Raw genomic sequence first — 14,885 nt, 5'->3', positions numbered from 1 at the left:
CCTTTGCCGGGGCCGCCGCCGTCACGCTCGTTACATTTTCGTCAGGAAGATCAATGGTGATGGGCGGTCGCGGGCGGCGAGACCCGCACCTCGAAGTCGGCCTTCACCCGCGCCCCGCTGGCGAAGACCAGGGTGGCCGGCAGCCGGTCCCCGGTCTTCAGGGCGGTCTTGAGCCCCATGAACATCAGGTGATGTCCGCCCGGGACGAACTGCACCCGGCCGCCGGGGGGCAGGTCCACGCGGTTCAGCCGCTGCATCGAGCTGACGCCGCCGCTCATGGTGGAGCGGTGGATTTCCACGGCCCGGGCGGCGGGGCTTTCCACAGCCACCAGCGCGTCCGCCGCCTTGCCGGGATTGGCCAGGGTCATGAACCCCGCGCCTGTGGTCCCGGCGGCGGCCGGGCGGCTCCAGGCGGCGCTCACCTGCGGGGCGGCCACGGCGGGCCCCGCCGTCCCCAGCACGACGCCGGCGGCGAGGCCGATCTTCAGTAGGTCCATGTGACGCCTCCGAACACGGAACGCCCGTCGCCGGGCCAGTAGGCGGCGCTGGCGGCCGTGGCCGCGACCTGCGCCTGTACGTTGGAGATATAGGCCTTGTCGGCCAGGTTGCGGACATCCAGGAAGAGCGACAGCCGGTCGCTGGCCCGCCAGCCCGCGCCAAGGTTCCAGACGGCGTAGGACGGCGTCCGGGTGCTGTTCACATAGTCCACCCAGATTTTCGAGGACCATTCCAGCGACGGGGCGATCCACCAGCCCGCCGGGTGCTCGTAGCGCAACTCGGCCCGGTACAGGTGCTTCGGAACGATGGGCAGGCGGTTGTCGCCGTAGTCGCGGTCGCCGTCGAAGCGGAAGTCCGACCAGGTCCAAGTCTGCCGGAGGCGAAGCTCGGGGGTCGCCTGCCAGTCCACGGCGGCCTCGATCCCCTGGTGGATCGTCCGGTCGGCGTTGAAGGTGGCGGCCGGGCGGTCGGCGCTGACGGCGAACTGCAGCATCTCCCCGTCCAGGCGGGCGCGGTAGTAGGCGAGGTCCCACAGGACAGAGCCCGCCCGGCCGCGCGTGCCGATCTCGGCTGTCCAGGCTTCCTGGGGCCGCACGGGGGCAAAGCCCTCGCCGGTGGGCGACAGGGAGCCGTGGTTCGGCGGTTCCACCGAGCGGGTCAGGTTGGCGAAGGCCTGGACGCCGTTTGCGCCTTCCCAGAGGAGGCCCACCCGCGGGGCGAACCAGTCGTATTCCCGAGAAGCTTGAAGGTCGAAGGTGGCGGGCTGGCCGGGGATGGCGAACTGACGATAGTCGCGCTCGGTCCAGCCCCAGGCGGCCCCGCCCACCAGGGCCAGGCCGTGGGTGACGAACAGCCGCCCCTCGCCGAACAGGTCCAGGGCCTGGGCGTTCTGCTGGGTGCGGGACGTGGGCGCGCCCCGGGCGCCCTTCAGATTGACGTAGAAGTTGGAGTCCAGGTCGCCGGTGCGCAGCCAGAGACCGGCGAAGGCGTCGGCCCGGCGGCCGGCCACCTCGCCCTGCCAGTCCAGCCGGCCGAAGGCGCCCCAGTTGCGGCTCTCCTGGTCGATGACCTGGAAGATCGGATGGTCCAGGTCCTTCCAGACCCCATAGACCGCGCCCTCGAAGACGGCGGCTTCGTTCAGCCGCCAGGTGGTGCGCAGCGAGCCGCGCAGGCCCCGCTGGTCCCGCGCCTGGTCGTTGGCGTAGTTGCCCGCCGCCGCCTGCCCGGGATCGGCGTCGAACTGAGCCCGGGTGAGCGCGCCGGGAATCTCCTGCTTGATGTTCGAGCCGTTGAGGATGAACCGCACCTCGCGGTCCTCGCCGAAGCTGCGCCCGACGTTGAGGGTCCCGAACTGGATGTTCTGCTGGCTCTGCGGGCGCCAGCCCTGGCCGGTCTGGTTGGTGGCCGAGGCGTAGATGTCCCAGGCGCCGTGGACCCGGGCGAGGGCCAGGTGCTCGCGCAGCAGGCCGAAGCTGCCGCCGTCCAGTCGGGCCTTGGCCTCGAAGCCGGCGGTGCGACCCGTGGGCGTCGCCATGTTCACCGCCCCGCCCAGCAGCGCGCCGCCGAAGCGCAGGGCGTTGCCCCCGCGCCAGACCTCCACGAAGCGGGTGTTCAGCGGATCGGCCACCTGGCTGTCGCCATAGCCATCGGCCTCGTTCAGGGGCACGCCGTCCTGGGCGATGAGGAGGCCGCGGTTGTGGTTGGCGTTGCCGATCCCCGAGCCGCGGATCGAGAGGCGGATGTCGCCGCCCCACTTCTTCTGGGCATAGACGCCGGGGGCGTCCCGCAGCATGTCGTCCAGGGCCACGGCGAACCGCCGCTGGAAGCTTTCCTGGCTGATCACCGAGACGCCGCCGGGGGTCTCGGCCAGGCGGCGGCGGGCGTCCTGCACCACGGGCGGGTCCTCGGGGTTGGGACGGGCGGTGACGATCACCGCATCGACGGTGGCGGAGGCGCGGGTCGGGGGCTCGTCGGCGTGCGCCGCCAGCGGCCAGGCGACGCCCAGCATCAGCGCGCCCCGCAGGGCGCAGGTCTTGAAGGTCATGTCCTTGAAAATCCGAACGTACTGAGACAAGGCGCACGACGGAGCGCGCGCCGACGCGGTCGTCAGGCGTTCGGGGCGGGCGGGCCCTGGCCGAAGGGGCGTGGCGGCGCCCGGGCGGGGGGCGGCGCGGCCGTGGGATCGGCGGGCCTGTCGTCGAGGACGAGGGCCAGGCGCACGAGCCCGGCCGCGAGCGGCGCCGGCGGCGGGGCCGCCGTCGGCGGGCAGACGCACTTGTCGCAATGGCCGCCGCCCGGGTCGGGCGGCGCATCGCCGGTGGGAACCACCTGCAGCCCGTGGCTGGTGCAGATGGCCGTGACGTCCGGCCCGATGGGCGCTGCGCCCGCCAACGACGGGACCAGGGCCTGAACCAGCAGGGCGAACACCGCCACCAGGGCGATCATCGCCCGGCGTTCGGCGCGCGCGCTCATGGGCTGGTGCGGCAGCGGTTCCACGGGGCGAGGCCTTTAGCCCCGTGGCGGGATTCCGCAAGAGGCCGCGAGGCGCCATAGTGCGCGCTCCAGCCAGGAGAGCGGATGGAAGGCCACGTCGAAACCGGCGCTTACAAGGACGTCGTCCTTTTTCTTGCGACCGCCGGGGTCGTGGTTCCCTTATTTCGCCGCTGGAAGATCAGCCCGATCCTCGGCTTCCTGGTGGCCGGGGTGCTGCTCGGCCCCAGCGGCCTGGCCCCGCTCGCCCGCCAGTTCGAGTGGCTTTCGGCCATCACCATCGAAAAGCCCGAGGAGCTGTCGCAGCTCGCCGAGCTGGGGGTCGTCTTCCTCCTGTTCATGATCGGCCTGGAGCTGTCGTGGGAGCGGCTTCGGGCGCTGCGCCGCTACGTCTTCGGTCTCGGCGCCCTGCAGGTGACGACCTGCCTGTCGGCGGCCATGGGGGTGGCGATGCTGGCGGGGCAGCCCTTGGCGGCGGCCTTCGCCATCGGCGCGGCGGTGGCCCTGTCGTCCACCGCCATCGTCATGCCGATCCTGACCGACCAGAAGCGGCAGCACTCGGTGGCCGGGCGCGCCACCTTCTCGGTGCTGCTGTTCCAGGACCTGGCGGTGGCGCCGATCCTGATCACCCTCACCCTCCTGGGCCGGGGCGCCGGCGAGGACTCGCTGGCCGAGCGGCTGCTTCTGTCCCTGGCGCCGTCGGCGCTAGGCGTCGTGGTCCTGCTGGTCCTTGGCCGTCTCCTGCTGCGGCCGATGCTGCGCTCGGTAGCCAAGGCCAAGAGCGAGGAGCTGTTCGTCGCCGCCTGCCTGCTGGTGGTGATCGGCTCGGGGCTGGTGAGCGCCCTCACCGGCATGTCCATGGCGCTGGGAGCCTTCATCGCCGGCCTGCTGCTGGCCGAAACTGAATTCCGTCACGAGGTCGAGGTGCGGGTGGAGCCCTTCAAGGGACTGCTGCTCGGCGTCTTCTTCATCTCCGTGGGGCTGCAGCTGGACGTGCCCCTGCTGCTGGAGCGGCCGGGCGTGATCCTGGCCGCGGCCGCGGCGATGATCGTCTTCAACACCGCGGTGATCTACCTCCTGGCCCGGCTGTTCGGGCTCAAGCGCCAGTCGGCGGTCGAGGCCGCCCTGCTGCTGGCCGGGGCCGGCGAATTCGCCTTCGTCATCCTGGGCCAGGCCATGAGCGGCGGGCTGGTCGACCCGGTCACCGGCCAGACCGCCCTGGTGGCGGCCACGGTCTCCATGTTCTGCATCCCGCTGCTGGCCATGATCGGCCTGCGCCTCGGCGGACGACGGGTGGCGCCCGGCCAGCTGCCCACCGATCCCGAGCAGGCGCCGCCGGCCGCCGCCGAGGAAGACAAGCCGCCGGCCCCCGTGCTGGTGATCGGCTACGGCCGGGTGGGGCGGCTGGTGGGCGACATGCTCAACCGCCACCAGATCCCCTGGGTGGGCGCCGACCTCGACCCGCGCCACGTGGAGCGCGGCCGCCGGGCGGGCGAGGCGATCTATTTCGGCGACGCCTCGCGGCCCGAACTGCTGGAGCGCTGCGGCCTGGCCGAGGCGCCGGCGCTGGTGGTGACCATGGACAATCCCGAGGGCGTGGAGACCGTCGTGGCGGTGGCCCGGAGCCTTCGGCCGGACCTGACCATTGTCGCCCGGGCCCGCGATGCGCGGCACGCCCAGCGCCTCTACGACCTGGGGGCCACCGACGCCGTCCCCGAGACGGTGGAGGCCAGCCTGCAGCTCTCCGAGGCCCTGCTGGTGGAGATGGGCGTGCCCATGGGCCTGGTGATCGCCTCGATCCACGAACGCCGGGACGAGTTCCGCGCCGCCCTCAACCGTCCGGACGCCATGGGCGGGCGCGCCCGGCGGTTCCGTAGGGCGCGTGGCGAGGCCTGACAGGCCGCGCTCGCCGCCCGGGGCGGCGCCGAAACCTGGGCGCGATTTCGGCGTGGAAAAATTTTGTCAGCTCACGTTCATTGTCGGGAACCAAGCATAAGCGTGGCCGTTGTGGGCCATGGCGCGACTGGGGCGCGCAGCTTGAAGAGGGGATCATGCCGGCGCAGAGCCAGCATTCACGGACGTGGAGCGCGGACCGGCGTCCGCCGTGGCGGCCCGCGTCGATTTCCCTACTTCACAAATATTCTCAACGGCTTCCCCGAGCATTGGACCGGCGTTCGGCAAAGCTCGCTGTGGAACAACGGAGGTGTTCGGTTTGAGGTTTTCCGGCAGACCGGGCAGAAGCCCGGTCCGCAGCGGGACTGTTGGAACGCGATTAGCTCGTGTTAGTGAGTCCTTCATTGCGAAGGATCATCCAGCGTCCTGCCAAGGCCGGGAGAGGGGGCCAGATTGGGGTGGGAGTGTGGCTTCGGCGACACTTACGCAACCAGACGGCCTTGTTATAACGCGGCTGGGTCGATAGGCCGCACCACCTGAGGGCAACGAGAGGGCTCTGATTATGAAGTTGAAACTCCTGGCAGGCGCCGCGATGGCTGCGGCGTTCGCCGCATCCGCCGCCCAGGCGCAAGGCTGGTATGGCGCGGTCGATCTCGGCTACCACTGGCCGCAAGAGTTCGAGATGTCTTCCTCGAACAACGCGCCGAACGGCAATCCCTACAACTGGGATTTCAATCAGGAAGATGACTGGGCCGGCTTCGCCCGTCTCGGCTACCAGCTGAACGACAACTGGCGCGTCGAACTCGAGCTCGGCTATCGCGGCGGCGACATCGAGTCGATCCGCGGCGGCTCGAACCAGGCGGTCCTCGGCCTCTGCACCCCCGGCGTCGTCCGCACGGCGGCGGCTCCGGCCTGCAACTCGCCGGACGGCGACGTGACCTCGTGGACGGTCATGGGCAATGTCATCTACGACATCCTGCCGGGCTCCACGATCAACCCGTTCATCGGCGCCGGCATCGGCATCAACCACACCTCGGTTGAGACCGTCGGCCAGTTCTCGAACGTGCCGAACGCCATCACGGCGGCGAACCCGGCCATCCAGAACCTGACGATCGACGACGACGACACGGCCTTCGCCTGGCAGCTGATCGCCGGTCTGGCCTGGCGCGCCACCGATCGCCTGAACGTCGACCTGACCTACCGCTACCTCGGCGGGTCGGACCTCGACTTCGCCTCCACCGGCTCGTCGGCCGGCGGTCTGCAACCCGGCGTGTTCGGCGGCGAATACCGCGACTCGTCGGTGACCCTGGGCCTGCGGTACTCGTTCGCGCCGCCGCCGGCTCCGCCGCCGCCGCCCCCGCCGCCCCCGCCGCCTCCGCCGCCGCCTCCGCCGCCCCCGCCGCCTCCGCCGGCGCCGGCCTATGAGGCCCGTCAGTTCATCGTCTACTTCCCGTTCGATCAGTACGTGCTGACGCCGGAAGCCCAGACGGTGGTTTCGGAAGCTGCAAACTACGCCAAGGCCGGCAACGCCACCCGCGTCGTGGTCGTCGGCCACGCCGACACCTCGGGTTCGGCCGCCTACAACGTCCGCCTGTCGGAACGTCGGGCCAAGGCCGTCGCCGACGCCCTGGTGGGCGCTGGCGTGAACCAGACCTCCCTGTCGGTGGACTGGAAGGGCGAAAGCCAACCCGCGGTCGCCACCGGCGACGGCGTGAAGGAACCGCTCAACCGCCGTTCGACGATCGACATCAACTTCTGATCTCGATCGCCGGCGACAGTCGGTATCTAAGCGAGGGCCCGGCGGCGACGCCGGGCCCTTTGCCGTTTCAGCATCCGGCGACAGGGCCGCGCTGGCGCCCCCCGGAACCGCTGTCGAAAACTGTTCACAGTCTCGTGAGCGACCTGTGGACGGCTGTTGGCAACCGATTGATCTGCCGAGGGGCGGGCGCCCAGATTAACCACTGGTTTACGAAAAAGGCTGTGGGCGGCGGGCCCGCCTCATTGACGAGTCATTAGCCAAGTGTCCCCATATGTGGGCTGGTTCGCGGGGGTGAACCACAAGATGTAGGGCACGGGCGGCCGATGAGCCGTCAATCGAGGGCTAGGGTAGGGACATGAGCGAAGCGGCTAAGGTTGGGATTGCCGAAGCTTCTGAACGGGTTGCGCCATCCCAGGCGAAGCCCCAGCTGCAACTCGTGCGTAAGGTCCAGGTGGACCGCAGTCGCGACGCCCTGCTGACCGAATTCGGCAAGACCACCCTCGAAGACCGCTACCTGCTGCCCGGCGAGAGCTATCAGGACATGTTCGCGCGCGTGGCGACGGCCTTCGCCGACGACGCCGACCACGCCCAGCGGATCTACGACTACATCTCGCAGCTCTGGTTCATGCCGGCCACGCCGGTGCTGTCCAACGGCGGCGCCTCGCGGGGCCTGCCGATCTCGTGCTTCCTGAACGCGGTGCCCGACAACCTCGCCGGCATCGTCAGCGTGTGGAACGAGAACGTCGCGCTGGCCTCCAACGGCGGCGGCATCGGCACCTACTGGGGCGGCGTCCGTTCCATCGGCGAGAAGGTGAAGGGCGCCGGCCAGACCAGCGGCATCATCCCCTTCATCCGGGTGATGGACAGCCTGACGCTGGCCATCAGCCAGGGCTCGCTGCGCCGCGGGTCGGCGGCGGTCTATCTCGACGTCCACCACCCCGAGATCGAGGAGTTCCTCGAAATCCGGAAGCCGTCGGGCGACTTCAACCGCAAGAGCCTGAACCTCCACCACGGCATCTCGATCACCGACGAGTTCATGGAGGCCGTCCGTGACGGCGCCATGTTCGCCCTGCGCTCGCCCAAGACCGGCGAGGTGATGCGCGAGGTGGACGCCCGCTCGCTGTGGCAGAAGATCCTCGAGATCCGCCTGCAGACCGGCGAGCCCTACCTGATCTTCTCCGACACGGTGAACCGGGCCATGCCGCAGCACCAGCGCGAGCTGGGCCTGAAGGTGCGCCAGTCGAACCTGTGCTCGGAGATCATGCTCCACACCGGCAAGGACCACCTGGGCAACGAGCGGACCGCGGTCTGCTGCCTGTCGTCGGTCAACGCCGAGAAGTTCCTGGAGTGGCGCGACCACCCGACGTTCATCGAGGACGTCATGCGCTTCCTGGACAACGTGCTGGAGGACTTCATCCGCCGGGCGCCGCCCGAGATGAAGAACGCGGTCTACGCCGCCCAGCGCGAGCGCTCGGTGGGCCTGGGCCTGATGGGCTTCCACTCGTTCCTGCAGTCGCAGAACGTGCCCTTCGAGAGCGCCCTGGCCAAGAGCTGGAACATGCGCCTGTTCAAGACGCTGCGTCGCCAGTGCGACGCGGCCTCGCGGACCCTGGCCGCCGAGCGCGGGCCCTGCCCGGACGCGGCCGAGCGCGGGGTCATGGAGCGGTTCAGCCACAAGATCGCCATCGCGCCGACGGCCTCGATCTCGATCATCTGCGGCGGCACCTCCGCGGGCATCGAGCCGATCCCGGCCAACATCTACAGCCACAAGACCCTGTCGGGCACCTTCGCGGTGAAGAATCCCTACCTGGAGCGCCTGCTCGAGGAGAAGGGCAAGAACACCTCGCAGGTGTGGGACTCGATCCTGCAGAACGAGGGCTCGGTGCAGCACCTCGATTTCCTCACCCAGGACGAGAAGGACGTCTTCAAGACCGCCTTCGAGATCGACCAGCGTTGGGTGGTGGAGCTGGCCGCCGACCGGACGCCAGACGTCTGCCAATCGCAGTCGGTGAACATCTTCCTGCCCGGCGACGTGGATAAGTGGGACCTGCACATGCTGCACTGGACGGCGTGGGAGCGGGGCTGCAAGTCGCTCTACTACCTGCGTTCCAAGTCGGTGCAGAGGGCCGCCCACGCCGGCGGCGAGGGCGTCGTCGCCATGGAGATCCAGGCCGAAGGCAAGACCGACTACGAGGAATGCCTGGCCTGCCAGTAGGCCGAGGCCTCAAGACAGATCGCCGCCCCGAGGCGGCCGGGAAGGCCGGCGGAGACGCCGGCCTTTCTTTTGATGTTGTCCTCGGTGCGGATCGTGAAACTATGGCCGCTCAAGACCCGCCCCAACGGCGGGTCGGGAGTGGCGCATGGCGCGGCGAGCGGTCCTTCTGGCCATCGTCCTGGGGTGCGGCGCGGCGAACGCCGCCGCGGCCCAGGGGCTCCCTGGCCCGGCATCGGTCCCAGAAAATCCTCCGGCGGGGCCGCTGATGGGGCCTCTGATGGGCCCTCTGGCGGGTTCCCTGGCCGACCAGCTGACCGGCGCCGCCGTCCTCGACCGCGAAACCTATGCCACGCGGCAGGGCCTGGCCCGCCGCAGCACGAGCCTTGCCCGGCTCGGCCGAAGCGGCGGGGCGGTGGACTCCCTGCGCATCCGGGTGGACGGCGTGCTGCGCACTCCCGGCGGCCTGCCGCTCGGCCGAGACCGGGCCGAGTTCGACGCGCAGGCCTATGACATCAGCCTGATCCGCGCCTGGCCCCGGGCGATCAACCTCACCGACGGCCGGTACGAACTCGACATCTCGCCTCACGCCGGCTTCGGCGTGGGTTCACGCGGCGGCTCGGCCGAGGCCGGGGCCATGCTGACGGTGGGCGAGCGGCGCGAACAGCGGGCGGTGGAGGCGCTCAAGGGCCTGGGCGTGCGCGAGGGCTCGGCCTATGGCGACAAGGGCCGTTGGTACCTGTTCGCCGCCGCCAGCGGCCGGGCCGTGGGCCTCAACATGCTGCGCAGCGACGGCGACTGGCGCCGCGGCGACTGGACCACCGACGACACCGGCGAACTGGTGGGCGACGCTCAGGTGGGCGTGGGCTGGCGCAAGGGCCAGATGCAGAGCTCGTTCGGAGTGATCCACCGGGAGGTGAAGGGCGACCATATGGTCTTCGGCCAGCACACCCGCGACGATACGGTGGCCGCCTTCACCTTCTCGATCCGGCCCCAGAACTAGGCGTCGGCCTCGTCCCCGGCGAAGGGAAAGCGCCGGGGCCAGAGGTCCGCCAGGCCCGGGTGGGCGTCGATGGCCCGGGCGATGGGCGCAAGGCCCGGGGCGGCCGCCTCGAAGGCCTCCCGTCCCGGCCGCCAGCGCGAGACGACCGCCAGATAGAGGTCAAGGACGCTCGCCTCGTCGCCCAGCAGGAAGCGCCCCTCGGGCCGGACCTGGGCGTCCATCATCCGCCAGCAGTCGAGAATGCGCCGGGCCGTGCGCTCCAGGATCACCGGCTCATGGGCGGCGTCGGCGGCCAGGCGCCGGACGTCGTCGCGGATCCAGTAGAGGGCGTAGATCTGGGCCGAGATGTAGCTCATCCACCGGAGGAAGCGGGGCCTCAAGGGATGGCCTGCGGGCGGGCCGAGCCGGGCGTCCGGGTGGGCCTCGGCGAGGTGGATCAGGATGGCCGCGCTCTCGGTCATCAGTTCGCCGGACGGGAGCAGCAGGGCCGGGGCCTGGCGCTGGGGATTGACCTGTTCGATCTCCGGCCCGGCGTCGGCCTCGCCCACCCGCCATTCCACCAGGCTGTAGGGCGCGCCGGCGAGGGTCAGGGCCGCCTCCACGGCCACCGAGCCGGAGCCTTCGGCGCCATAGACCACATAGCCGCCAGCCATGATCGTCCTCCGGTTTCCTTCACAACATCTTGGGCGCGGTGGCCAACTTGCCTCTAGATGTGGGGGCGATTTGGCGCCTATCGTACCCCCAAGAAACGCTTCTCCTCGCGCGTACGGGAATCAAAAGTCGTGACCGCCTCGAACGTCAAAGCCCTGCCGGGCCTGCTCACGCCCTCCTACGCCTACAAGCCCTTCCGCTATCCCTGGGCCTTCGAGTTCTGGCGCCGCCAGCAGCAGGTCCACTGGATGCCGGAGGAGGTGCCGCTTGGCGAGGACCTCAAGGACTGGGCGGTCAAGCTGAACGACCGCGAGCGCAACCTGCTCACCCAGATCTTCCGGTTCTTCACCCAGTCGGACGTCGAGGTGAACGACAACTACATGGAGCGCTACGCCCGCGTCTTCAAACCCACCGAGGTGAAGATGATGCTGGCGGCGTTCTCGAACATCGAGACCGTCCACATCGCGGCCTACGCCCTGCTGCTGGAAACGATCGGGATGCCGGACTCCGAGTTCACGGCCTTCCTCGACTACCAGGCCATGCGGGACAAGCACGACTACATGCAGCAGTTCGGCGTCGACACCGAGGCCGACATCTGCCGGACCCTCGCCATGTTCGGCGGCTTCACCGAGGGGCTGCAGCTGTTCGCGTCGTTCGCGATGCTGATGAACTTCCCGCGCCACAACAAGATGAAGGGCATGGGCCAGATCGTGTCCTGGTCGGTGCGGGACGAGAGCCTGCACTGCGAGGGCATCATCAAGCTGTATCACGCCTTCAACAAGGAAACCGGGGCGGTGACCCCGGCCGTGGCCGACGACATCGTCGACTGCTGCAAGACCGTGGTGGGCCTGGAGGACAAGTTCATCGACCTGGCGTTCGAGGCCGGCGAGGTCCAGGGCATGACCCCGGACGACATCAAGCAATACATCCGCTTCATCGCCGACTGGCGCCTGCGCCAACTGCACCTGCCGGAAGTCTACGGCATCAAGGAAAATCCGCTGCCCTGGCTGCAGTCGATGCTCTCGGGCGTCGAGCACGCCAACTTCTTCGAGGCTCGGGCCACCGAGTACTCGAAGGCCGCCACCAAGGGCCAATGGCATGGCGAGTCCGGCGTCTGGGCCGAGTTCGACCGCCTCCAGGCCCGCCGCGCTACGGAGAACGTCCCGGCGGAGTGAGTTTTCGCGCCTCGCTTGAGGTCGGGCGTCCAGACCGCAGCGCCAGCGCGAAGGCCGCGGAGGCCTTTGCGCGTCTCTGACATTTTGAACTCGTAGAATTGTGCGACGGCGGCTGCGTTGTGCGCACCGTTCGGCGTGCGCTGACGCGCCAAGTATTTCAATTTTGAACAAGCTGAGCCGTACCCTCCGTAAACATCTTGGGCGGGGATGGCCATGATTGGGCCAAGTTCTGGCCGCCGACGCTTCCCACAGGTGGGCGCTTCCGAACGAGGAGGCAGGCGATGGCTGGCAGCACCGGGAGCGCCGCCGCAGCCCAGGCGGACGGCGGGCGCGCCGCATCCTTCCGCATCCGCGGGCGCAACTTCATGGCCCTGGTGCTGGCGCCCGAGTTGCCGGCGACGCCGTGGTTCGCGGCCCTGGACGTCCAGCTGAGCGAGGCCGGCGCCGTGTTCCTGGACCGGCCCGTGGTGGCCGACCTGGGCCTGGCCGTGGCCCAGGCCGGGCCGGACGTGGCGCCCCTGTTGCTGGAGGGCCTGGAGGCCCGGGGCCTGCGCCTCGTGGGCGTGGACGGGATTAGCGCCCGGGCGCTGGAAGGCACCCGCTGGGCGCGCCTGCCGCGCATCCAGGGGCGGGACCTGCCCCGGGAGGCCAAGGACGAGGTGGAGGCCAGGGCCGCCCCGCCGCCGGCCTCGTCGCTGCTGATCGAAGGGCCGGTGCGCTCGGGCCAGTCGGTGGTGTTCGAGGACGGCGACGTGACCATCGTCGGCGCGGTGAGCTCAGGGGCAGAGGTGATCGCCGGCGGCTCCATCCATGTGTACGGCGCCCTCCGCGGGCGGGCGATCGCGGGCCTCAAGGCGGGCGGCGCGGCGCGGATCTTCTGCCGCCGGTTGGAGGCCGAGATGGTCGGCGTCGACCGGCTTTACCGAACCCCCAGCCAGGATGGCGGCTCCCACTGGGGCGCGGACCTGCACGGCCGGCCGGTGGAGGTGCGGTGCGACCGCGGCGCCATCCGCCTGACCGTCATCGATTAGAGGAGCAAAGGCGATGTCCAAGGTGTTGGTCGTGACCTCCGGCAAGGGCGGGGTCGGCAAGACCACCTCGTCCGCCTCGCTGGGGGCGGCGCTGGCCCAGGCCGGCAAACGGGTGGTGGTGGTCGATTTCGACGTGGGCCTGCGCAACCTCGACCTGGTGATGGGGGCCGAGCGGCGGGTGGTGTTCGACCTCGTCAATGTGGTTCAGGGCGACGCCAAGCTCCCGCAGGCGCTGATCCGCGACAAGCGGCTGGAGGGGCTGTGGCTGCTGCCGGCCTCCCAGACCCGGGACAAGGACGCCCTCACCGAGGCGGGCGTGGCCAAGGTGATCGAAGAGCTGCGGGCGACCTTCGACTGGATCATCTGCGACAGCCCGGCCGGCATCGAGAAGGGCGCCACCCTGGCCATGCGCTTCGCGGATGCCGCGGTGGTGGTGACCAATCCCGAGGTCTCGTCGGTCCGCGACTCCGACCGGATCATCGGCATGCTGGACGCCCGCACCCGCAAGGCCGAGGCCGGCGAGCCCATGGAAAAGCACCTGCTGCTCACCCGCTACGACCCGGCCCGCGCGGCCCGGGGCGAGATGATGAAGGTGGAGGACGTGCTGGAGATCCTGGCCATCCCGCTGCTGGGCGTGGTGGCCGAAAGCCCCGACGTGCTCACCGCCTCCAACGTCGGCTGTCCGGTGACCCTGAACAATCCGGCCTCGCCGGCGGCCCGGGCCTATGCTGATGCGGCCCGCCGGCTGCTGGGCGAGGACATCGCCGTCCGGATGCACGAGCCGGAGAAGAAGGGCTTCATGAGCCGCTTGTTCGGACGGAGGGCCGCGGCGTGAGCTTCCTGAACTTCTTCACCCGCGGGCGGGGCTCGGCGCCCGTGGCCCGTGACCGGCTGCAGGTGCTGCTGGCGCACGAGCGGATTTCCAGCGGCGGGACCGACCTGGCGGCCATCCTGCACAAGGAGATCCTGGGGGTGATCGCCAAGCACATCCCCATCGACCAGGACAAGGTGGTGGTGAAGCTGGACCGCGGCGCCCAGGTCTCGACCCTGGAGATCGACATCGAGATGCCCGAGGAGGCCCTGGCCCGCTAGCGCCCCTGCGGGGTCGGGCCTCCATCAGGGGCTGATCAGGCCCAGGGGCCCTTGCGAGTCACGGGGACGGCTGTGCCGCGGCGCCGCGAAGCGGCGACCGGGGCGCGCAGCGGCTGGACGGCCGCCGAGGCGCCGACCATCTGCATCAGGGCCGCAACCCGGTTGTGGGTGGCCGGGTGGGTGGAGAAGAGATTGTCGCCCCGGCCGCCGGCCAGGGGATTGATGATGAACATGTGAGCCGTGGCCGGATTGCGCTCGGCGTCCGGGTTCACATAGCCGCCCTTGGCGTAGGCCTCGATCTTCTGCAGGGCCGAGGCGAGGGCCTGGGGATCGCCCGAAATCTCGGCGCCGTGCCGGTCGGCCTCGTACTCGCGGCCGCGGCTGATGGCGAACTGCACCAGGGCGGCGGCCATGGGGGCCACCAGGGCCACGACGATCATCGGGATCACGCCCGCCGGGCGGCCTTCCTCGTCACGGCCGCCGAAGAAGAAGGCGAAGTTGGCCAGGGCCGAGATGGCGCCGGCGATGGTGGCCGTCACCGTCATGGTCAGGGTGTCGCGGTTCTTCACGTGCGCCAGTTCGTGGGCCATGACCCCGCGGATCTCGCGGCGGTCGAGCATGGCCAGCAGGCCGCGGGTGGCGGCCACGGCGGCGTGGGCCGGGTCGCGGCCGGTGGCGAAGGCGTTCGGCTGGTCCTGGTCGATCACATAGACCTTGGGCCGCGGCATGCCGGCCCGGTCGGCCAGCTCCAGGGTGTCGGCCACATAGTTGCGGATCACCGCCTCGGGATGGTCGGGCCCCACCTCCTGGGCGCGGTACATGCGCAGCACAATCTTGTCCGCGTTCCAGTAGCTGACGAGGTTCATGCCGGCGGCGAAGACGAAGGCGATCGCCATCCCGGTCGGCCCGCCGATGAGATAGCCGACGCCGATGAACAGCGCGGTGAGGGCGGCCAGGAGCATGAAGGTGCGAAGGTGGTTGCGCATGGTCCCTTTGGATCTGCGAGTGACGTCCCCACTGGGAATATGGGTTTTCGTCGGGCGGATTTAAGGAAGGCCGCCGGGGGCGGGAAGCCCGAAAG

At 69.9% G+C, this 14,885-nt stretch carries 13 protein-coding genes; 8 read left to right on the top strand and 5 right to left on the bottom strand.

The genetic code is table 11. The annotated features are described in order from the left end of the window. Positions 1-50: 50 nt before the first annotated feature. The 3 genes from BO64_RS11200 to BO64_RS11190 form a co-directional block, all read right to left on the bottom strand. On the bottom strand, positions 51-497 hold the full coding sequence (locus BO64_RS11200) for a copper chaperone PCu(A)C (protein WP_496403376.1): 447 nt from the start codon (positions 495-497) through the stop codon (positions 51-53). Further along, entirely contained in the window at positions 485-2,542 is a 2,058-nt protein-coding gene (locus BO64_RS11195; protein ID WP_496403375.1) for a TonB-dependent receptor family protein, read from the bottom strand. Before BO64_RS11195 ends, BO64_RS11200 begins: the two co-directional genes overlap by 13 nt. 62 nt (positions 2,543-2,604) lie before the next feature. Further along, positions 2,605-2,994: a hypothetical protein gene (locus tag BO64_RS11190; protein ID WP_496403374.1), complete on the bottom strand. Its 390-nt coding sequence runs from the start codon at positions 2,992-2,994 to the stop codon at positions 2,605-2,607. Between the two features lie 81 nt (positions 2,995-3,075). Here BO64_RS11190 and BO64_RS11185 point away from each other — a divergent pair, with 81 nt between their 5' ends. From BO64_RS11185 to BO64_RS11170, 4 genes are all read left to right on the top strand, one after another. After that, a complete protein-coding gene (locus BO64_RS11185; protein ID WP_496403373.1) occupies positions 3,076-4,884 on the top strand; it encodes a cation:proton antiporter domain-containing protein in 1,809 nt (602 codons plus the stop codon). 559 nt (positions 4,885-5,443) lie between these two features. Then, on the top strand, positions 5,444-6,640 hold the full coding sequence (locus BO64_RS11180; protein ID WP_496403372.1) for an OmpA family protein: 1,197 nt from the start codon (positions 5,444-5,446) through the stop codon (positions 6,638-6,640). 355 nt (positions 6,641-6,995) lie between these two features. After that, positions 6,996-8,855 (top strand): ribonucleoside-diphosphate reductase subunit alpha, encoded by a 1,860-nt coding sequence (locus BO64_RS11175; RefSeq protein WP_496403371.1) that lies wholly within the window; start codon positions 6,996-6,998, stop codon positions 8,853-8,855. Between the two features lie 277 nt (positions 8,856-9,132). Beyond that, complete coding sequence (locus BO64_RS11170) at positions 9,133-9,855, top strand: lipid A-modifier LpxR family protein (RefSeq protein ID WP_496403370.1); 723 nt, start codon at positions 9,133-9,135, stop codon at positions 9,853-9,855. Here the strand turns inward: BO64_RS11170 and BO64_RS11165 are convergent. Next, complete coding sequence (locus tag BO64_RS11165) at positions 9,852-10,508, bottom strand: glutathione S-transferase family protein (protein ID WP_496403369.1); 657 nt, start codon at positions 10,506-10,508, stop codon at positions 9,852-9,854. The genes BO64_RS11170 and BO64_RS11165 overlap by 4 nt on opposite strands. A gap of 129 nt (positions 10,509-10,637) precedes the next feature. Here BO64_RS11165 and BO64_RS11160 point away from each other — a divergent pair, with 129 nt between their 5' ends. The 4 genes from BO64_RS11160 to minE all read left to right on the top strand — a co-directional run bounded on the left by BO64_RS11160 (position 10,638) and on the right by minE (position 13,804). Then, the gene (locus tag BO64_RS11160) at positions 10,638-11,681 is read left to right on the top strand and encodes a ribonucleotide-diphosphate reductase subunit beta (protein ID WP_496403368.1); all 1,044 of its coding nucleotides are present in this window, start codon (positions 10,638-10,640) and stop codon (positions 11,679-11,681) included. Between the two features lie 281 nt (positions 11,682-11,962). Further along, entirely contained in the window at positions 11,963-12,712 is a 750-nt protein-coding gene (gene minC / locus BO64_RS11155) for a septum site-determining protein MinC (protein WP_496403367.1), read from the top strand. Positions 12,713-12,725: 13 nt separating this feature from the next. Then, a complete protein-coding gene (gene minD, locus BO64_RS11150) occupies positions 12,726-13,547 on the top strand; it encodes a septum site-determining protein MinD (RefSeq protein WP_496403366.1) in 822 nt (273 codons plus the stop codon). Then, a complete protein-coding gene (gene minE, locus BO64_RS11145) occupies positions 13,544-13,804 on the top strand; it encodes a cell division topological specificity factor MinE (protein ID WP_496403365.1) in 261 nt (86 codons plus the stop codon). The genes minD and minE overlap by 4 nt, the downstream gene beginning before the upstream one ends. Positions 13,805-13,839: 35 nt before the next feature. On the opposite strand, the gene htpX is transcribed toward minE, so the two are convergent. Further along, positions 13,840-14,790, bottom strand: coding sequence for a zinc metalloprotease HtpX (gene htpX / locus BO64_RS11140; RefSeq protein ID WP_496403364.1), 951 nt, complete (start codon positions 14,788-14,790; stop codon positions 13,840-13,842). Between the last annotated feature and the right edge of the window lie 95 nt (positions 14,791-14,885).

The sequence above is a fragment of the Phenylobacterium composti DSM 19425 genome, assembly GCF_059568645.1.
Note: the sequence above shows the minus strand (reverse complement) of the source record. Positions and strands in the feature narration are given on the sequence as shown.

What these genes read in the sequence shown, in the direction of transcription:
- BO64_RS11200 (WP_496403376.1), bottom strand. Translation starts at nt 497, where the DNA reads ATGGACCTACTGAAGATCGGCCTCGCCGCCGGCGTCGTGCTGGGGACG.
- BO64_RS11195 (WP_496403375.1), bottom strand. Translation starts at nt 2,542, where the DNA reads ATGACCTTCAAGACCTGCGCCCTGCGGGGCGCGCTGATGCTGGGCGTC.
- BO64_RS11185 (WP_496403373.1), top strand. Translation starts at nt 3,076, where the DNA reads ATGGAAGGCCACGTCGAAACCGGCGCTTACAAGGACGTCGTCCTTTTT.
- BO64_RS11180 (WP_496403372.1), top strand. Translation starts at nt 5,444, where the DNA reads ATGAAGTTGAAACTCCTGGCAGGCGCCGCGATGGCTGCGGCGTTCGCC.
- BO64_RS11175 (WP_496403371.1), top strand. Translation starts at nt 6,996, where the DNA reads ATGAGCGAAGCGGCTAAGGTTGGGATTGCCGAAGCTTCTGAACGGGTT.
- BO64_RS11170 (WP_496403370.1), top strand. Translation starts at nt 9,133, where the DNA reads ATGGGCCCTCTGGCGGGTTCCCTGGCCGACCAGCTGACCGGCGCCGCC.
- BO64_RS11165 (WP_496403369.1), bottom strand. Translation starts at nt 10,508, where the DNA reads ATGGCTGGCGGCTATGTGGTCTATGGCGCCGAAGGCTCCGGCTCGGTG.
- minC (WP_496403367.1), top strand. Translation starts at nt 11,963, where the DNA reads ATGGCTGGCAGCACCGGGAGCGCCGCCGCAGCCCAGGCGGACGGCGGG.
- minD (WP_496403366.1), top strand. Translation starts at nt 12,726, where the DNA reads ATGTCCAAGGTGTTGGTCGTGACCTCCGGCAAGGGCGGGGTCGGCAAG.
- htpX (WP_496403364.1), bottom strand. Translation starts at nt 14,790, where the DNA reads ATGCGCAACCACCTTCGCACCTTCATGCTCCTGGCCGCCCTCACCGCG.